General features: G+C 52.7%; 23 protein-coding genes. 4 read left to right on the plus strand and 19 right to left on the minus strand.

The genetic code is table 11. The annotated features are described in order from the left end of the window. Positions 1-19: 19 nt before the first annotated feature. The 15 genes from ACFQNF_RS19545 to ACFQNF_RS19615 form a co-directional block, all read right to left on the minus strand. Complete coding sequence (locus ACFQNF_RS19545) at positions 20-334, minus strand: hypothetical protein (RefSeq protein ID WP_380189831.1); 315 nt, start codon at positions 332-334, stop codon at positions 20-22. After that, complete coding sequence (locus tag ACFQNF_RS19550) at positions 335-1,069, minus strand: phage tail tube protein (RefSeq protein ID WP_380189833.1); 735 nt, start codon at positions 1,067-1,069, stop codon at positions 335-337. Beyond that, positions 1,047-1,229, minus strand: coding sequence for a DUF7210 family protein (locus ACFQNF_RS19555; RefSeq protein WP_380189835.1), 183 nt, complete (start codon positions 1,227-1,229; stop codon positions 1,047-1,049). The genes ACFQNF_RS19550 and ACFQNF_RS19555 overlap by 23 nt, the downstream gene beginning before the upstream one ends. Before the next feature lies 1 nt (position 1,230). After that, positions 1,231-1,653, minus strand: coding sequence for a hypothetical protein (locus tag ACFQNF_RS19560; protein ID WP_380189837.1), 423 nt, complete (start codon positions 1,651-1,653; stop codon positions 1,231-1,233). Positions 1,654-1,824: 171 nt separating this feature from the next. Beyond that, positions 1,825-2,130 (minus strand): head-tail joining protein, encoded by a 306-nt coding sequence (locus ACFQNF_RS19565; protein WP_380189839.1) that lies wholly within the window; start codon positions 2,128-2,130, stop codon positions 1,825-1,827. Next, positions 2,127-3,137 (minus strand): major capsid protein, encoded by a 1,011-nt coding sequence (locus ACFQNF_RS19570; protein ID WP_380189841.1) that lies wholly within the window; start codon positions 3,135-3,137, stop codon positions 2,127-2,129. Before ACFQNF_RS19570 ends, ACFQNF_RS19565 begins: the two co-directional genes overlap by 4 nt. A gap of 11 nt (positions 3,138-3,148) precedes the next feature. Beyond that, positions 3,149-3,526, minus strand: a complete 378-nt coding sequence (locus tag ACFQNF_RS19575; protein ID WP_380189843.1) for a head decoration protein — start codon at positions 3,524-3,526, stop codon at positions 3,149-3,151. 3 nt (positions 3,527-3,529) lie between these two features. Beyond that, positions 3,530-4,798 (minus strand): S49 family peptidase, encoded by a 1,269-nt coding sequence (locus ACFQNF_RS19580; protein ID WP_380189844.1) that lies wholly within the window; start codon positions 4,796-4,798, stop codon positions 3,530-3,532. Between the two features lie 4 nt (positions 4,799-4,802). Beyond that, on the minus strand, positions 4,803-6,275 hold the full coding sequence (locus tag ACFQNF_RS19585; RefSeq protein WP_380189846.1) for a phage portal protein: 1,473 nt from the start codon (positions 6,273-6,275) through the stop codon (positions 4,803-4,805). Further along, positions 6,275-6,493: a phage head-tail joining protein gene (locus ACFQNF_RS19590; RefSeq protein ID WP_380189848.1), complete on the minus strand. Its 219-nt coding sequence runs from the start codon at positions 6,491-6,493 to the stop codon at positions 6,275-6,277. Before ACFQNF_RS19590 ends, ACFQNF_RS19585 begins: the two co-directional genes overlap by 1 nt. A gap of 14 nt (positions 6,494-6,507) precedes the next feature. After that, a complete protein-coding gene (locus ACFQNF_RS19595; protein ID WP_380189850.1) occupies positions 6,508-7,107 on the minus strand; it encodes a hypothetical protein in 600 nt (199 codons plus the stop codon). A 12-nt stretch (positions 7,108-7,119) separates the two neighbouring features. Next, entirely contained in the window at positions 7,120-7,911 is a 792-nt protein-coding gene (locus tag ACFQNF_RS19600) for a hypothetical protein (protein WP_380189852.1), read from the minus strand. Positions 7,912-7,933: 22 nt separating this feature from the next. Further along, on the minus strand, positions 7,934-8,290 hold the full coding sequence (locus tag ACFQNF_RS19605; protein WP_380189854.1) for a hypothetical protein: 357 nt from the start codon (positions 8,288-8,290) through the stop codon (positions 7,934-7,936). A gap of 85 nt (positions 8,291-8,375) precedes the next feature. Further along, positions 8,376-10,337 carry a phage terminase large subunit family protein gene (locus tag ACFQNF_RS19610; protein WP_380189856.1) on the minus strand — a complete coding sequence of 654 codons (1,962 nt, stop codon included), beginning with the start codon at positions 10,335-10,337 and terminating at the stop codon, positions 8,376-8,378. Further along, positions 10,337-10,909: an elements of external origin gene (locus ACFQNF_RS19615; RefSeq protein ID WP_380189858.1), complete on the minus strand. Its 573-nt coding sequence runs from the start codon at positions 10,907-10,909 to the stop codon at positions 10,337-10,339. The genes ACFQNF_RS19610 and ACFQNF_RS19615 overlap by 1 nt, the downstream gene beginning before the upstream one ends. Before the next feature lie 279 nt (positions 10,910-11,188). Between ACFQNF_RS19615 and ACFQNF_RS19620 the strand changes: the two genes are divergently transcribed. From ACFQNF_RS19620 to ACFQNF_RS19635, 4 genes are all read left to right on the plus strand, one after another. Further along, entirely contained in the window at positions 11,189-11,434 is a 246-nt protein-coding gene (locus ACFQNF_RS19620; RefSeq protein ID WP_380189860.1) for a hypothetical protein, read from the plus strand. A 284-nt stretch (positions 11,435-11,718) separates the two neighbouring features. Next, on the plus strand, positions 11,719-12,033 hold the full coding sequence (locus ACFQNF_RS19625; RefSeq protein ID WP_380189862.1) for a hypothetical protein: 315 nt from the start codon (positions 11,719-11,721) through the stop codon (positions 12,031-12,033). Positions 12,034-12,100: 67 nt separating this feature from the next. After that, positions 12,101-12,586, plus strand: coding sequence for a DUF3489 domain-containing protein (locus tag ACFQNF_RS19630; protein ID WP_380189864.1), 486 nt, complete (start codon positions 12,101-12,103; stop codon positions 12,584-12,586). A 267-nt stretch (positions 12,587-12,853) separates the two neighbouring features. Beyond that, positions 12,854-13,147 (plus strand): hypothetical protein, encoded by a 294-nt coding sequence (locus tag ACFQNF_RS19635; protein ID WP_380189866.1) that lies wholly within the window; start codon positions 12,854-12,856, stop codon positions 13,145-13,147. 81 nt (positions 13,148-13,228) lie between these two features. Here ACFQNF_RS19635 and ACFQNF_RS19640 read toward each other — a convergent pair whose 3' ends face one another. From ACFQNF_RS19640 to ACFQNF_RS19655, 4 genes are all read right to left on the minus strand, one after another. Beyond that, positions 13,229-14,545, minus strand: a complete 1,317-nt coding sequence (locus ACFQNF_RS19640; protein WP_380189868.1) for a DNA modification methylase — start codon at positions 14,543-14,545, stop codon at positions 13,229-13,231. Continuing rightward, positions 14,538-14,777, minus strand: a complete 240-nt coding sequence (locus tag ACFQNF_RS19645) for a hypothetical protein (protein ID WP_380189870.1) — start codon at positions 14,775-14,777, stop codon at positions 14,538-14,540. The genes ACFQNF_RS19640 and ACFQNF_RS19645 overlap by 8 nt, the downstream gene beginning before the upstream one ends. 713 nt (positions 14,778-15,490) lie before the next feature. Then, entirely contained in the window at positions 15,491-15,886 is a 396-nt protein-coding gene (locus tag ACFQNF_RS19650) for a DUF6362 family protein (protein WP_380189872.1), read from the minus strand. Then, positions 15,883-16,341, minus strand: coding sequence for a crossover junction endodeoxyribonuclease RuvC (locus tag ACFQNF_RS19655; protein WP_380189874.1), 459 nt, complete (start codon positions 16,339-16,341; stop codon positions 15,883-15,885). Before ACFQNF_RS19655 ends, ACFQNF_RS19650 begins: the two co-directional genes overlap by 4 nt. Between the last annotated feature and the right edge of the window lie 96 nt (positions 16,342-16,437).

The following is a 16,437-nucleotide window of genomic DNA, read 5'->3' on the forward strand; positions in this document are numbered from 1 at the left end:
GCAGCGTGGAGCAAGGTTTTTAGGCTGCGGCGGGCAGGACACGCGCCGCCTGAATCAGCTTGTTCCGCAGCGTAAAAAAATCCGCGTTCACTCCCTTGGCGGCATCAATTACTTGGCGTAGCTCGGAGGGCGTCATGGTTTCAACTTGAGCCATCGTCAGGCTGGATAAGCGGGGTATGTCGGCCAGCGAAATGTCATTAAATAAAGCTTCGGCGACTAAATCGGGTTCGGCGCTGTTGATCAGCTCTTGCAGCCACAGCCGAATATCCGCCACGGTCAGCTCGCGCACTTCAAACGAGATGTCGCCGACCGTGAGCGTTTTAACGGCCCGCATTTAAATAAACCCATAGCGGAAATAGGACGAGGTGCCCATGGGGCGCGATTCGTCTTTTAATAGCTTGCCTTCGAGCTCTATTTTAGAAAAATCATCATCAATCAGATCCAGCGATTTTAAGGGTGAAAAACGCACCCGCCACAAATCCACAGCACAGGGCTTGGCTGAATCGGCTTCGTTCAGCCCATCGAACGCCAGTGTGTATTCTTCACCGGTCGCGGTAATGGCCTCGACCATATTTTGCAGGCCAAAGGCGTAGCTCACTTTGATGGTGGTGGCGTCGGCGATGCTGCTGCCATCGGGAATTAAAATCCCCGCACCGCTGACTTGATAATCGCTACCGGCCACATAGGTAATGGTTGCGCCGCTATTGCTGACGACGACTGCGCTAGCGCCGATTTTATCCAGACGGATCAAGGCGCCTTTATAAGCAGTGTGGCTTTCAGCAGTGATGGTGCCGCTGGCGATACTGCTGGCATTGCCAAACAACGCGATGGCCAGATTGGCTGCATTGAGATTGTGCAGCGTCAATGAGACCTTTACCTCTTTGATGCGGGTGATGGCATCGGCAATCCCGCCACCGGGGTTTTCATAATCGGCGAGCTCTTTCGATTCATCGTCGATGGTGAGCGATAATTTGGAAGTGTTACCGATGCGCTGCAGATTATTTTGCTGAAAGCGACCGAGGTAAACCTTGCCCTTACCTACGAAACTACGTTTTTGGAAGGCCATCATCTTGCTCCTTGTCATTCAGGTTTTTTTTAAACTTCAGTAGATTGGCGATGCCTTGGCTGATGAGCCAATTCGCCAGCGCATCGGGTAAATCCAGTGTGCTGCCTGCTGGATACAGCTGGCCTTCATGGATATGTGGCGATGTTAAGATCACAGCGAGCATGTTAATTCCCTTGTGAAAGATCCTGCCTGTTGCACAAATAGCGGATCTGATAGCGCGTCACCAGATGCTCGGCGATCGAATCGGCGTCTTCAAAATCCCAATCACAATCCACTTCATGAATTAAAAAGGCCGGTTCTGGGAGATGGCTCAGCGCGAGCATGGCTTGATTGGCGCTGACTTGTAATTCATCGGCCTGCTGATGGGCGAGATCTCCCCGCGTTAAAACATGCAAAACCACGCTTAATTGCCGCTCGGATAATTCACCCGCAATGCTTTCTACAGACTCGGCCTGTGGCTCCAAAATCAGCAGCGGCATGTTTTCTCGTCTGGCCGCTAAAATGGGGGCGCGATACACGGGCACCGTCAGTGCGGCATCTAGTCTGGCCTGAAGGGCATTGAGAATGCGCTCACGGATCGATGGCATTTGAAATACCGCTTATGACTTGCTTCATATTCATATCTATCAATGAGCTAGCCATCATTCCCGAATGCTTTAATCGGGAATTCAGTAGCGCTGCTGGATCTCCAACAAAAACACTCGGGGATGACGCTTTTATTGAATGCGCCATTTGGGGCCATATTTCGAGCCATACGCTTAAGGTTTGCATAATCTGATTTCCAACTCGCTTCCATCCGCAATCGCCCGCACGGCTTGCACGCGATACTCAATACCGTCGATCTGCAGCTGATCTGCCGCGCTAACTCCCGGCATGGCTGATAAGGGACAATGGATTTGATAGTCGGTATTGAGCTGGAAGTGGTTCAAAATCTCACTATCAGGTGCTCTAAAATCCACCCAAGCGCTGCCGCCTGAAGCTCCTGACGATGGAGTCCAAACCGCAACTTTAAGTAGGCCAGCACGTTGTGCCGCCTGATACAGCATTTCAATCATGCCGCTCATGACATGGTCAGCTTGATCAGCACGCCGGGACGGTGGCACATCGGTAGTGGGTTGGATTGGGTATGCAGATCAGTGCCTCGATCAAACTTGCGAGGTTCCTGCTTGGCATACAGCGGCAGCCCCAGTGTATTCACCGTTTCATTAAAATCAGCCGGAGAAAAGTAGGTGCTAAAGGTGTCAATCGTGCCTAGTGGAAAAGCGTGCGCTTCGCCTGCGGCAATAAAGCGCCGCACATTACCCATGGCATCGCTGGCCTTGCCTCGGTATTCCTCAAAAGTGACGCCTGCAAAGGTAAATCCTCGGCGCATATCGTTAATTAAGATCGCCCCCTGTTGCCAATTGGTAAAGGCGGTTTTAACGTCCTTATGGCTGGTCAATGCTGCAAAAAACTCGGGAGAGCACAGGCAATGCATCTCGCTCATAAATTCACCGAGCAAGGCCTCTTCAACCATGCCCACTACTTCGAGGCATTTTGCTTTGACATCGGTCGCGCTGGCTGGATTAGCGATCACAAAATTGACGACTTGAGCGCTTAAATCAAATTCGTCAAACAGGTTGTAAATCGTACTGCCGTCGGCATCCAGAATCTCCCCTTTGAGTGCGCCCATCCGCAGATGCTCCAGCGTAATGGCGTGCTTATTCCGCATGGTTTCCAGATGTTGGGCCGCCACACTGGCGATCGATTCCATTTCGGTTTCTGAGCCAAAAGCACGGATGCCCTGTATTTCCTCGGGAAGCACCACATCGTCGTGGGGAATATGCGGAATAATAAAAGAGCGCAAGGCTCGCTTGCCCCGCGATCCAACGGTGCCCGGAGAACCTGGCGGCAGGGTGGGGAGCAGGTTTAACACGCCATTGCGTGATTCAATAATAATTTGCCGAGTGCGCACGGGCTTGGCTGGGAACAGGTTTAAAGCTTCCAAACGACCATAGCGATTGGGGATCAGATTGATGGCCGTGGTCAGCGCGGCCATCGAAAAGCCCGGATTGTTAAAGGGATTATTCATGACGGTTCTTCCTAGGCTGCAGCGCGAATTAAAATACCGCGCTGTTCAAGCTGAGCAATGGCGATGGCTTTTTGGGGAGCCGTAATCGTGGCGGGCCAGACGATGACGGTGCTGGCCACAATGGCGTGCCGCGCAATCAGCAGCGCATCGTCTTCTAGCGCCAATGTGGCATTGACCGCGTGTGCAAGGACCCCGACGGCGACTTCGGCTCCATTGCTTGCCGTTGGATTCAGGGCCACCAACTGAGCAGAGGCCGTTAGACGCGCCACGACCGTTGCAGCAGGCAAATTCTGAGCGGCTGCCACCGTCGCGACTTCTCGGGAATAAAGATTGGGCGCTTCGTACTTAAGCCAATCGCCCAGATTGAGGGATTCCATAATGGCGGACATGAGCTACTCCCGATGAATGAGTTTTTTAACGGCGTTGACGATGGCACTGCTTTCAACGGGGCTGCTGGTACCTGCATCGGCGCTAATGCGAGAGCTAATCTCCGGCTGCTCGGCGCGGGCATCGAGCAAGATGTGGCGAACTTGCGCCTCGCTCATGCCAGCAGCTAAGAATTCCACGGTGCGGGTGGAAGCACCGGCAATCAGACACAGCTCGGCGATGGCCTGTGCTTCGCTCGGCACCGTGGTTGCAGGTGCAGGTGGAGTAAGAGGTGGGACATTGCTCGTTGGTGGCGGCGTGGGTGGGCTCATCTTCGGCGTGGCAGTGGGTGGAGTAAGTGTTTCTTCGATGCCGTCCATGACGTGCTCCTGCTGAGCGAGGTTAGAAGGGGAAATCACAGATAAAGCACGGGGATTGCTCAATTTCTGCGTTGCCGAGAGTGAGTTTTCAAAATCAATGAGCAGCTGATCAAAACTGAGTACGGCATCGGCCAAGCCCGCCGCCACGGCATCTTGCCCAAAGTACAGACCCGCTTCGGTGGCCCGAATCACCTCACTATCCAAGGCCCGCATGGTGGCCATCTGATGGATAAACAGGCTGTAAATCCGCTCTACCTCAGCTTGCAAAGCCGAAGCGGCATGGGGGGAAAGGGGCGCGTGAGGTGTGAAGTCATTTTTATGATGACCGGCATAGAGCGCGGTGTACTTCAAGCCGTCTTGGGCGTCTTTCAGTGATTGATCGACATGCAGGGCAATCACGCCGATGGATCCCACGCCCGCTGTGGCCGAGAGGGTTAAACGGGATGCCGCAGCGGCCAGTGCATAGGCCGCTGAATAGGCCGAGTCATTGGCATGTGCCCAGATCGGTTTAACTTGGCTAGCCAGTCGGATCTGCTGTGCCAGCTCAAATACCCCACCAGCCTCGCCCCCTGAGGAGTCAATATCCAGCAAGATGCCTTGTATTTGTGGGTCGCTCATGGCGGCATCGAGGCGGGCCGCTATTTCGGCATAGGAGAGCAAGCCCGACGCTGCTTCTAGTCCCATGCTGCGCCGTACCAGCGTGCCATAAATAGGAATGATGGCGATATGGCGTTCACTCGATAAGAGGGCGACCATATTGCGTGGGTTCTGCAAGTTTTGTGCGGTGGTTTCAGGGATCAAGCTTTGCACTTGCCCAATGCGCGAACCCAATACCGACAGAATCACATCCAGTTTCGAGCGGGCAATCAATAGCGGCACCCCGTAGAGACGGGATGCTAAATGGATAAGCTGCATGGAATTAATCCTGTAGTGGCGGAGGCCGTTGTGCCGTCGGCTGGTCGTGGCGCGGATCTGAATCAAACACCAGCCCAAGCTCATCAGCCCGCTGGTTGTCAGCGGCAATCTCGCGGTCGATGTCTTCGGCGTCGTAGCCAAAGGCTGAAATGGCTTCGGAGCGGGAGAGCAGTCCGGCGCGAATGGCGGTGAGCATGGCGTCGAATTCTTTCTTCGGGTCTACCCATTGCCAGCCCTGTGGTATCCATTTCACCGCTAAACAGCTACGTCGGTTGAGGGCAAAGTTGGGCAATTGGAGCGCGCCTTCTAATACCGCCTGCTCCATCCAAGCCGACCAAATCGGGCGGCAGAGCTGATGCACAATCACCCCGTGTTGAAGCGCCTCGCAGCGACGACGAAATTCCAGTAGCCCAGCACGAATTGATGAGTAATTTACTTGGGACAAATCGCCGGTGAGCATTTCATAAGTAATCCCCATGGCTGCTGCTACAGCGCGAAACTGCTGACGCATAAACTCGACATAGGAATTGCCTAAGTCCGCCGGTGAGGAGAATTTAATATCCTCTCCCGGCTCTAAAATTTGTAAAGTGCCCGGCTCGAGTCCGGCAAACGACACGCCATTGGCGTCAGACAGACCCTCGCCCATTAGATTATCTTCAGGGGCGAGGCGAGTGATAAAGCCAGCAAACATGGCCGCCGTTTTTTTACGCACCAGCTCGGCATCGTCGTACTGATCCAGCTCATTGAGTTTAACCAGCGCTCTTGCCAACCATGGCTCGCCACGGATTTGACCGGGGCGTAATGGGCGGAAGAGGTGGATGATTTCACTGGCCGGAACGCGTACTATCTCGCTTGCTAGTGAAGCGCCCATACCCGACATCGGCGCAAAAGCCCCATCGCCAGGATGGTTGCGATACAGGTGATAAGCGACTCGCCGCCCCAAGCTATCAAACTCAATGCCTGCTCGGATGACATTGCCCGAACTGAGCACTTGATTCAGGGTGGCGGGCAAGTGTTCAGGTTCAAGCAGCTGCAATTGTAAAGCCACCGCCAGCGCATCTTCTGGGCGACGGTAGCGCAGGCGAATCAGACATTCGCCAGCTTCCAACATGGCTCGGCAAGCCAGCGCTTGCAGACCGTAAAAATCAGTCAGCCCTGCGGCATCAGCATCGATACACCAGTCGCGCCACAGCGCTTGAATGGCTTCACGTTGAACGGTATCGATCAGCATCGATTGCGGTTTAATGCCGGTGCCGATGGCGTTCGCCACAAAAGCTTCCACACCTGCAGCGGCCCAAGCGTTGCGCCGGATTAGATCGCGGCTTTTAGCGCATAGCTCGTTTTGGCTATAGGCCAGCGCGGCAATGGCACTGGGATTGCCCACCTGCCAAGCCATGGCCCGACGGCCCGAGCCGATTCCATCATAAGTCGGTGTAGATCCGCCAAATAAATAGCGTTTTAGATTCGTCAGCCACATTAACTGGCTTTCCTCGTGATGATACGAATCTGCCGTGGTGCACGCGGCCAAAGATCTGTTGCGACGGCTTGCGCCATTAAATCTGCTTTGATCAGTCGAATGGCGGTTTTGATTTCATCGACCGAGCGATATTCAACGGTTTTATCGGCAAAGCTCACCCGCTTTTCACCCTTAGCTAGCGCGTCTTCGAGCAGCGTCAGTTGTTCTTGGGTATGCATGGTGATTCTCGCTATTAAATAACTCTCGTTGCCACAAGATGGCTACCGGCCTTGATCACCACATTGGATGCAGCGACTTCGGAGGCAAAGCGGATTTGGATATTGCCTGCGGTAGCCGCTGTGATGACCAAGATCGACGCGGTCGCTAGCGTATTGGCGTTAATTGCATCAACGGCGGTGCTGGCTGTTCCCGTGTCGGCAGCCCGTTGATTGCTGAGAGCGCTAGCGGTGAGCGAAATCGGAATATTCCACTGCGCCGCAACAGTTGCCCCTGCCGGAACGGTTTGGCTCAGGCGGATGCCAGTGGTGAGCGCGGCCGTTTGGAACATCACCTTCGCCTCCAGCGCGTAGTGGCTATTGGCGGCGAGCGCGATCATTAGGCCGGTCGCATTGCTGAGCGTCACGGTGTTATTGCTCACGTCGCTGCTCATCCGGGCGCTAGTCAAACGGCTGTCCGCCGTTGCAGATAAATCAATCCATACTGAGCCGTTGCACCAATAGGGTTTGTTATCCGTCATGAGTCGCACGGTGACCCCGCCTAATTCGGCTGAGGCGGTGATGACGGGCAGGGTGCTGAGGAGTGGAGCTGCGCGGTAGGATAAATCTTTCATCATCAGCCTTTGTATTTAGCCCATCACTACCACACGGTAAGCATTACTGGCGGGTGCACCTGCAAAATTAAGCCTTGCGGTGTTCGTGGTTGGCAGGCTGATATCGCAATTTATCTGCTCATAATTTCCCGAAGTTTGATAGACCTGTACCAGCACATCGCGGCTGGCAAAGTTATGATTCACGTCGAACTGGGTGCTGCTGCCATCACCAATGGTGGCCTGCGCACGTCGGGTTTTATTCGTCCAAGTATTCAGTTTCAAGGCCGTAATAAAACGCAAATCATCTGTACCGCCATCGGTTTCGGCCTGCGTGGCAATCTCGGCAATGCCTGAACTGGTTTCGGATGCGGCACCGATAGAGCCACCAAACTGCAGCCAAGTGACGGTACTGGTCTCGAGTGTAAAATTAACCACCGACTGCCGCCAACTGGTGCCTGCCGAGGTGCCTTCTTCGATGGTTGTGATGGCTTGTTCCAGCTCGGCACTGCTCGAGGCATCTAAGCTGCGGGTCATCGCCACGGCTGCGCCATTCCAGATATAAATACCGTTTTCGCTGGCAGCGGTCTGGGCCTTGATCAGCACACGATCCCCAGCTTGCAGGCTGATGCCGTCGATGGCCGCTCCCGGAGACGATAAATTCAGATTGGCCTGACTGACCACCCGACAGCCATCTTTCCACGCCAAGCCCTCAATGGCGGAATTCAGATCTTGCTGGCGTACCGGCTCATCTGGATTCACTGGGGCAGGCAGATTACGAAGACGGGCAACGCCGCCGAAGTCCAGATCAGAAAGTTGTTTGCGTGACATGGTATAAGCGCTCTTGAAGTGATCAGGTCAGACGAGCTAAGCCCGCGACTGGAATGGCAAAGCGAATCAGCAGTTGATTGCTATTTTGATGCGCAATATCGGCCTCGATTTCATTGCCACCCGTATCAAAAATAGACACGGCGGGCCAGATGCCAAGGTTATGGTTAATGGTCCAAAGCGCTGCGGGCACGAATTGCTGGTGGGTATAGGCCACACCACTATTGGCGGCGCTGTGTGTCGTCAGCTCATTAATCGCACTCACCAAATTGCTCTTGGCCGAAGTCTGTAAATAACTGAGGGTGCCTATTTGCTGATCGATCACTAAAAACCGCTCGGTCACACGATCAATCAGGCTGTAAATTTTAAGGTAGAGCGACATGATGTTGCCTTCTGCTTACCAAGGGGCCTTCCCTCTGAATCAGCGCGAGTCCCTTGCTCTTCAGATTTAAAATTTAGTCGGGCACTTAAGATGACATCCATCGACTCTTAACCACCCGCCTTGGTGTTTTCTGTCCTCCAGAAACAGCAAGGCCACCTTGCTTGGTGGCCTTATTGAGGGCTGCTTGAGAAGCAGGATCGGAGCTGACGCCTAGTTGTCGTTCCAACTCCCGCCAATGTCGCTCTTCAAAGCGGTCCAGTCCGGCATTCATCGCTGCAGCTCGGCTATAGCAAAAAATATCCAAGCCCTCATTTCTTTCGCGCATCTTCTGCCATTCCCTGACTTGGAAGCCGTTACGGTTACGATGGGTCACTAGCTGTTCAGCGCATAGTTGCTGGATATATTCCGCGTCAATCTTAGGTAAATGCACATAACCCGCCGGATAACTAAGGCTGCCGTCATCTCCGACATCGACGCTTTTACGTAGGTTGTTGTACAGCTCGAGCTTGGCGATGCTAACGGTGACGGCGTACAGCTTGATGCCTCGACGTAAGCGTTTACCGCCTTGATTAATATCTACCGCCGTGGGAATGCCGATCAATGCTGCACCACGTGCGACACCTTTAACCGCCATGATGCGTGGATCGTGGCAAGCTCGCACAAAGGCGTAGGCTTCTTGCGTGGCATAGCCGGTGTCGATGGCAAAGCGTACTAAGGGCATCTGTGCACCGCAGCTGTGGCTCCATGTTTCGGCGATCAGACTGGCTAGATTTTTCCAAACCGTATCGCGGGCGGTATCGCCCATCATGACGCGATGCTCAATCAGCCAGCTTTCTTTACCTCGACCAAAGGCCCAGATCGAGGCTTCGATACGGTCTTTTTGCACATCGGCTCCACCCACTAACAGCAGGCCACCCAGTGGCACCATGCCGATGGGGTAATCTTCGCGCCGCTCTAGTAGCCGTTGCCAATCAGGTGCTTCGCCTTCCTCAACCCACGTTTCGCCCAGATCAGTATTCTTAAAGGTTTTAATCACCGCCGCTGAGCCCGTTTCTTTCTCTAGCGCAGCCTCCCAACTGGCAGCAATATCGCACCAACTGCGCCAGCCCACCGGGCTATATAGGGATGAGAGGTGAAAGCCTGCCGTCTTGCCTGCATGTTCTGGAGCCATTGCCTGCCATTCGCCGTGCTCCAGCATCCATGTCTTGTGTTGCTCGTTAATGGCTTGCTCACAGGCTTCGCAATAATAGGCGGCGCTGGTGGGATCGCCTTTTTGCCAGCGTAATTGCTCAAAACGCAAGTGCTGGCGGTGTTGGCAATGGGGGCAGGGGAGAAAATAACGTCCTTGATCTGAGGCTGCATATTCCCTCTCAATCGCACTGGCTCCGGCAATGGTCGGGGTCGAAACGATAAAAATTTTACGCCGGGCAAAGGTACGGGTACGGGCTTCGGCCAAAGCAATCGCATCGCCTTCGCCATCCACATCGTGTGGGTAGGCATCGACTTCATCTAAAAATAAATACCGTACTGGCATGGAGCGTAAGCCCACTGCGCTATTGGCTCCGGTCATCACCAATACGCCGCCCCTGAATTCTTTGGTCAGAATGGTATTGCCAGAATCGCGGCTTCTGGCCGGTGAAATCAACTCGGCCAGTGCGGGCGACTCTTCAATCAATGAATCGATACGTTGCTTAGAATTGCGCTTGGCCATTTCTACCGTTGGCGAGACAAACATCATCGGCCCCGGCGCTTGATGAATCACATAACCAATTGCGTTATTGATGCATTCCGTGGCACCCAGTTGTGAGCCTTTGATGAACACCACGCGCTCGATGGAAGACATCGGCGATAAGCAATTCATGATCGCTTCTAAATAAGGCGTGCGGCTGGTTCGCCAACGCCCCGGCTCGGCAGAGGCTTTGCTGGACAACATCCGATGCTGGTCTGCCCACTCAGAAACGGATAGCAGTGGGTCAGGCAGCAGACCGTCGTACCAAGCCTGTTCAATATCCAGTAAGCCGTCTTCACCCTCGCCGCGTGGCATCATTAATTCAACTCTATTTTATGCTCGCCTAACTCCTGCAAATGGTCACGAACGGCGGTTTCTAGCGTCACATGCATCAAGTGAGCATTGACTCCTAAGCTGACCGCCATTTGGGCTGAAATGCGGGCGGGCCAATTCAGCCAAGCATCACGCTCGATTCTAGACAGCTGATAAATACGGGCGATGGATTGCGAACGATCCACCAACTCGCCCTTGAGCTGGGCCAGTTTCACCTTATTGGTTTGTGCCTTGACCACTTCATTGACGGTACGGGCCTGCAGCAGGGAAGTCCCTCCGGCAGAAAGGGGAGCTGTTGTGGTATCGCGGTCATTGTTTGTTGCTGCTGGAGCAGCGTTAGGTGTAGTTGGGGGGGGTGTAGTTGCTCGTTTTAATCCGTGGGCAATGGGCGGAGTCTCGTTGGCCATCACGGTATTCTTGGCCCACTCGATATCGGCCAGCTGCGCATCAATACTGCCGTCTGCTTCTGTGCCGATACGCCCCACTTTGATCGCTTTATGCACCGCCGTATCAGAGATTCCACGATAGCGAGCGTAGGCACGAATCGACATACCCATTAAAACCGCCTCTCTCAATATTCGTCTACGTGATTTAAATAATCGACTAGCGCCAAGCCAGCCAAGCCCATGCCCATTACTACGCGGACCCCAATTCCGAAGCCAACTTAAGCCGTTTGTGGGGCCAGCGGTGCGATAGTTTCTAAGCGTTTGGGTGGGCGCTAGTAGGGTGTTCTTTATGCCTAAAAAATAGTTTAAATATAATCCATATAAGACTTGATGACGTTCCGAACATCGAGCAATGTGTCGTCATCCAAACGCAATACACGGAGCAACAAAATGAAAAACGCCACTGTAATCCCTGAAACCCAAAACGAAGCTCAAATCCAAATCATCATTACCGAAAACGCCAGAAAATGCCTTCTTCTTGAAAACGCCAAGCTAAACCAAATTGTAAGCAAACATGGAAACGAAGCAGCAAGGGCAAAACTTATCGCCGCCACCATTTACATCGACGAAAAAATTTATGAACTCAAAGGGCTTTTAGCTGAGGCTAATAGCCTCACAAATGACAACTACCGCTAAAACTAAACCAAACCCGCCGGATTAGCCTCCGGCTTTTTTACGTCCACAGCCTTTGCCAAGCCCATGCCCATTACTACGCGGACCCCAATTCCGAAGCTAACTGAAGCCGTTTGTGGGGCCAGCGGTACGATGAATTATCATCGTTTCAGTGGGCGCTAGTAGGCCCATTTTGGCTTGCTGCTTATGCCTAAAAAATAGATTGAAACTCATCGATATAAGACTTGATGTAGTTGCGGATAAGAGCGAATGTGGTGTCACCCCAACGCAATACACGGAGCCACACCATGAAAACCGCCACCGCCTCAAACCTCTATTTTGCTCGCAAGCCTTTAGATTTGAATGAAATGCGCGAGCAAATCAGCCATGAGAAAAAAAACGGCGAAGCTGAAACGGCCACGATTAAATGGCAAAAAGAATTAAGCAGCCAAGAGTACGATGCTTTTACAAACAACATGCTAGCCGACTATGGCTGGATGGCTGGCCTTGGCGGCCACGCTAACAACAAACGCAACGTCATCGCGGTCAGCGCACCTAAGCGGGCCACCTTGTTTGTTGACCCATCAGGCAGCAACTACGCCCGCTACGTTGGGATGGCTTAAGCAACGGGGCTTCGGCCCCATCGCTACCGCCAGATTAAGCCGCTAGAGATACCAAAGGATGACCATCATGATCACGCTAACCGCTACCCAACACGCCGTTTTAAGCCACGCCATTCAAAATACCGCCGACAAGCTGGAGTGGTTCCCAGCCAAGGTCCAAGGCATCATTCGCCAGCGCGTGGTGAATGGGCTACTTAATCGCGGCCTAATTAGCGCAGATGGCTTGGTCACCGATGCAGCCTACCAAGCGCTTGGTTTGACTCGTTTAGAAATGGAACTGGCCCCTAGCCCAGTGAGCGAAGCGCCGGTGGAAGGAACCAAGCCTGCCCAAACCGCCACCGAAACCCGCCGCCGAGAAAACAGCAAACAGGCCATCGTTATTCGGATGTTGCAGCGCCCCGAAGGCGCAACCGTCGAGCAGCTGCAAGCCGCCACCGGCTGGTTGCCACATACGGTACGGAGTGTTTTTTACGGCACGCTAAGCAAAAAACTTGGCCTGATCATCGAATCCGACAAGGCCGCTGGCGGTAAGCGCGTCTATCACCTCACTTAAGGTTTCAAGCCTTGCCAACAAGCCCACTGGCTGGGTTTTGTTGCGTCGTTAAAGGCCAGCACCGAGCCTTATTACACACGCTAATCCGAAGGCAACTGAAGCGGTTTGTGGCGCGAGTTATGCGATGAATTCTCAGCGTTTTGTGGGGCGTTTTACCTGGTTTATTATGTCTAAAAAATAGATTAAAACTCATCGATATAAGACTTGATGTAGTTTTGGATAAGAGCGAATGTGGTGTCACCCCAACGCAATACACGGAGCCACACCATGAAAACCGCCAAGCTACCCCTTTGTTTTTGCAACACCATCAGCAAGCACACAGAAAACCCAATCGCGGCTTTAGTGCTGGCGGTAGACACCATCGCGGATGTTGCTGGGCAGCAAGACGAAGCGGCCCGAACATTAATCGATAGCACCTACGGCCATTTTTTTGCTTTAGATGTCATCGAAGAAATCAAAGAGGGAAAAACTTGCGAAGAAGGGATTAAATTTGTTGCAAACAACTGGTTGGTTTCAGATTTGTTTGCCGAATATTTTGGGACACAAGACGAAGACGAATAAGTCACTCGGGGCTTCGGCCCCCATCCTCAAACACTGCCGAGTTAGCCTCGGCTGTGCTTCCTTCCTTGGCACGCGGCATTATTATGCGTCCAACTCATTCAAACGCACTGAAGCCTTTACTGGCGCTGGGTAGGGCTGATTCGTTGTTGGCTTGGCCGCTTGTAAGTCAGCAAATAGCAGCCCATCAGATTGACGGCTCGCTTGCTTGCCTGAAAATAATTCCCAGCGCCGGATAATAACGTCAATGTACTTCGGGTCCAGTTCCATCAGTCTTGCATAGCGACCTAATTTTTCGCAGGCGATGACGGTGGTGCCTGAGCCTGCAAAGCAATCGAGCACGATATCGCGGCTTTTGCTGCTGTTGCGGATGGCCCGTTCGACCAGCTCCACGGGCTTCATCGTTGGATGAAGGTCATTTTTATTGGGCTTGTTGATTTGCCACACGTCACCTTGATTGCGGTCGCCGCACCAGAAGTGATCAATGCCTTCTTTCCAGCCGTAGAGGATAGGTTCGTATTGGCGCTGGTAATCGGCCCGTCCCAGCGTAAAGTGATTTTTGGCCCAGATGATAAAGGTCGACCATTTGCCACCGGCAGCACGAAAGGCGGCTTGCAGGGTGTCCAGCTCGCTCGACGACATGGCGATATAGATTGCACCCTTGGTGTATTGCAGAATGTGCGTGCAGGCGGTGGTTAAAAAGCCTGCAAAATCATCACCTAAATTGTCGTTGAGAATAGGCCGGTAGCTACCGCGCAGCTTGTCTTTAGGTGTGGTGGCGTAATTCACGTTGTAAGGCGGATCGACAAAGCACATGTCGGCTAAGTCTCCCGCCACCAGCGCCGCAAAATCATCCGCATCCGTCGCATCACCACACAGCAACCGGTGCTCGCCCAACAGCCAAATATCACCTCGCTGTGAAATCACTACTTCTTGAGCATCGGGTACCGCGTCGTCTTCGCTTAGCCCTTCGCTTTCCTCTGCGGCCAAGAGCTCGGCCAACTCGTCTGGATCGAAGCCAGTGAGGGATAGATCGAAATCTTCAAGTTGTAATTCTTCAAGCTCAAGTCGCAGCAACTCCTCGTCCCATTGCGCCCACGTTGCCGAGCGATTTGCCAACAGCCGAAATGCTTTGATCTGTGCCGGAGTCAGGTCATCGGCCAAAATGACGGGTACGGTTTCCAATCCCAGCAGACGTGCTGCCTTCAAGCGTAAATGGCCATCCACCAGTAAGCCATCAGACTGAGCAATACAAGGAATCCGAAACCCAAATTCCAGAATCGCTGCGGCCATCTGCTCAACCGCATGGTCATTTTTACGTGGATTACGGGCGTATTCATGCAGGCGGGCAATGGGCCAGAGTTCAAATTTTAAGGGGGACGTTGGATGATTTTCAAGCATGGAAAGATCCTTCATCACTGTTTAAAGCCGCCAACCGCGCCAGCATGGTCACCTCCACCTGTGCCACTAGATCTAGCTTAATCAGCAATTCAATCAAATCTTCCGGCTCACTCAATCGTGCCTTCGTTAACACCAGCTCTTTTTCGCAGCCGGGATAAAATTCACTTGGGCGTTCGGCGGGCTGAAAGTAAAAATCGACCATCAGCGGCACACCCAATAAAGAAACTCGCATGATGAATCCTGTTGTTGTGTGCAGCCAAAGCAGCGCCCATAAAAAAACCCGCCGAGGCTGATGCCTGGAGCGGGGAGGGTGTTGGGCCTTTGCTTAGAAGCAAAGAGTGGAAACCGGTGGATTAACTCACCACGGAGCTTGCCACAAAGATGATTAAATTCACTTGAAATTTAAAAACGGATGCGAATGTTTTGGGGGCTAATGGGTGCAAACTGCAACCCTACGAAGTGCAAACCTAGCTGCAAACCTCATGTTAGGGTTTGCAGTGTTTAACGATTAAATGATCCACTTGGTCTAACGGGCTAAAGCCGTGTATTGATTGGCTTGGCGGCTTGATGGGCTTGGACCTTCAGTGGGCTAGTGCAAACTGCAAACCTAGGTGCAAACCCATTTTTTAGTTCTGTGTGTAGCGAAGCCTTGCGCTGCTCCCCCCCGTATTACATTTTTAGACAGGGAGGACCCATAAAAAGACAGGTGGCCGTAATATGTTTTGTCAGTCCTTGTGTCCTAGCTGTATCTCTGATCATCACGGTTCAATTTCTGATCGCTTCCGTGTAATTTCTGATGCCACTTCCGCGTTGCATAAAAAAAAGAAACTAGAGTTAATTTGTTCCTTTTTCGTCAAAAGATCGAATGCTTATTTTCATAAAAATACGATTTTTTATTGATCGATCTTCAGGAATCTAGCTATAGCTCAATCCGTTAATATATTTTTAAGACAAACGGTCGGCTTTTTTCATGTTTAAGCATTCGGTCAGTCGTTGTAAATCGCGTTTCCAGCGTTGCTGTATAGTCCTTTCGCAACAACCATATTGTCTTGCAATTTCATCCCAACGATAACGCTTGGCTCGCATCCAGAGCAGGTGGCGTTGTTCGACTTCAATCAGCTGCATCCAGCTGTTCACTTCCAGCATTTCTTCGAGCAAAGCTGCACTGAATATGGGCCGGTCGCTATTGCCTCTTCCTAGCTCCTCCCAAGGCTGACGCACGATTTGCGGCCATAATGTGTGGTAGCCAAATGGCTGGTCGTTGGGCATGTACTCAGCAATTCGTGCCGCTCTGCGAAGCCGTTCGGCCACGGCTTCGGTGTCCCAGACAGGGAGAGTCATGATGTTTGCTCCTGAGAAATTGCCCATTGCAGCAAGGCCAACGCATCGGCTTCGTTGTCGTCGACTGGCGTAAAGCCACGTTGGCGAGCGGCTTCGAGCATATTGGCTTTGCTGGCATTGCCTTTACCGGTAGCATGTTTTTTGATCGTGCCCACCGGCACTCCTTGATAGGGAATCTGGTGGTGCTCGCACCAAGCGGTGAGTTGTCCCATAAAGCCACCATAAACGTGTGCCGCATCAACACCAGCATGGGCACGCACTTCTTCGAAGAACACGGCATCGAGGCCATCAGCCCCCTTTACTTCGGTGAGCCAACGTTTGAAGCGCAGGAATCGCATGCCGCCGCCTTCAAAGCGATGTGGTTTGAACGATTCTGAGCCGCTTAAAATGTGGCCTTCGCGGGTCTGTAAGGCCCAACCTGTCTGTGTTCCCAGATCAACGGTCAAAATGATCATAATGGTTATCACCTATAAACAAGCGTTTCGATCGATCTAAAACCCAGTAAACATGCGGCCTGCGGGGCAATAGTTGCTGAAGGTTGCCGAATATAA

Source organism: Iodobacter arcticus, assembly GCF_042664895.1.
Lineage (GTDB): Bacteria > Pseudomonadota > Gammaproteobacteria > Burkholderiales > Chitinibacteraceae > Iodobacter > Iodobacter arcticus.

Excerpts from the sequence above, each read along its gene's own strand:
- ACFQNF_RS19545 (WP_380189831.1), bottom strand. The coding sequence starts at position 334 with ATGCGGGCCGTTAAAACGCTCACGGTCGGCGACATCTCGTTTGAAGTG.
- ACFQNF_RS19550 (WP_380189833.1), bottom strand. The coding sequence starts at position 1,069 with ATGATGGCCTTCCAAAAACGTAGTTTCGTAGGTAAGGGCAAGGTTTAC.
- ACFQNF_RS19555 (WP_380189835.1), bottom strand. The coding sequence starts at position 1,229 with ATGCTCGCTGTGATCTTAACATCGCCACATATCCATGAAGGCCAGCTG.
- ACFQNF_RS19560 (WP_380189837.1), bottom strand. The coding sequence starts at position 1,653 with ATGCCATCGATCCGTGAGCGCATTCTCAATGCCCTTCAGGCCAGACTA.
- ACFQNF_RS19565 (WP_380189839.1), bottom strand. The coding sequence starts at position 2,130 with ATGAGCGGCATGATTGAAATGCTGTATCAGGCGGCACAACGTGCTGGC.
- ACFQNF_RS19570 (WP_380189841.1), bottom strand. The coding sequence starts at position 3,137 with ATGAATAATCCCTTTAACAATCCGGGCTTTTCGATGGCCGCGCTGACC.
- ACFQNF_RS19575 (WP_380189843.1), bottom strand. The coding sequence starts at position 3,526 with ATGTCCGCCATTATGGAATCCCTCAATCTGGGCGATTGGCTTAAGTAC.
- ACFQNF_RS19580 (WP_380189844.1), bottom strand. The coding sequence starts at position 4,798 with ATGCAGCTTATCCATTTAGCATCCCGTCTCTACGGGGTGCCGCTATTG.
- ACFQNF_RS19585 (WP_380189846.1), bottom strand. The coding sequence starts at position 6,275 with ATGTGGCTGACGAATCTAAAACGCTATTTATTTGGCGGATCTACACCG.
- ACFQNF_RS19590 (WP_380189848.1), bottom strand. The coding sequence starts at position 6,493 with ATGCATACCCAAGAACAACTGACGCTGCTCGAAGACGCGCTAGCTAAG.
- ACFQNF_RS19595 (WP_380189850.1), bottom strand. The coding sequence starts at position 7,107 with ATGATGAAAGATTTATCCTACCGCGCAGCTCCACTCCTCAGCACCCTG.
- ACFQNF_RS19600 (WP_380189852.1), bottom strand. The coding sequence starts at position 7,911 with ATGTCACGCAAACAACTTTCTGATCTGGACTTCGGCGGCGTTGCCCGT.
- ACFQNF_RS19605 (WP_380189854.1), bottom strand. The coding sequence starts at position 8,290 with ATGTCGCTCTACCTTAAAATTTACAGCCTGATTGATCGTGTGACCGAG.
- ACFQNF_RS19610 (WP_380189856.1), bottom strand. The coding sequence starts at position 10,337 with ATGATGCCACGCGGCGAGGGTGAAGACGGCTTACTGGATATTGAACAG.
- ACFQNF_RS19615 (WP_380189858.1), bottom strand. The coding sequence starts at position 10,909 with ATGGGTATGTCGATTCGTGCCTACGCTCGCTATCGTGGAATCTCTGAT.
- ACFQNF_RS19620 (WP_380189860.1), top strand. The coding sequence starts at position 11,189 with ATGAAAAACGCCACTGTAATCCCTGAAACCCAAAACGAAGCTCAAATC.
- ACFQNF_RS19625 (WP_380189862.1), top strand. The coding sequence starts at position 11,719 with ATGAAAACCGCCACCGCCTCAAACCTCTATTTTGCTCGCAAGCCTTTA.
- ACFQNF_RS19630 (WP_380189864.1), top strand. The coding sequence starts at position 12,101 with ATGATCACGCTAACCGCTACCCAACACGCCGTTTTAAGCCACGCCATT.
- ACFQNF_RS19635 (WP_380189866.1), top strand. The coding sequence starts at position 12,854 with ATGAAAACCGCCAAGCTACCCCTTTGTTTTTGCAACACCATCAGCAAG.
- ACFQNF_RS19640 (WP_380189868.1), bottom strand. The coding sequence starts at position 14,545 with ATGCTTGAAAATCATCCAACGTCCCCCTTAAAATTTGAACTCTGGCCC.
- ACFQNF_RS19645 (WP_380189870.1), bottom strand. The coding sequence starts at position 14,777 with ATGCGAGTTTCTTTATTGGGTGTGCCGCTGATGGTCGATTTTTACTTT.
- ACFQNF_RS19650 (WP_380189872.1), bottom strand. The coding sequence starts at position 15,886 with ATGACTCTCCCTGTCTGGGACACCGAAGCCGTGGCCGAACGGCTTCGC.
- ACFQNF_RS19655 (WP_380189874.1), bottom strand. The coding sequence starts at position 16,341 with ATGATCATTTTGACCGTTGATCTGGGAACACAGACAGGTTGGGCCTTA.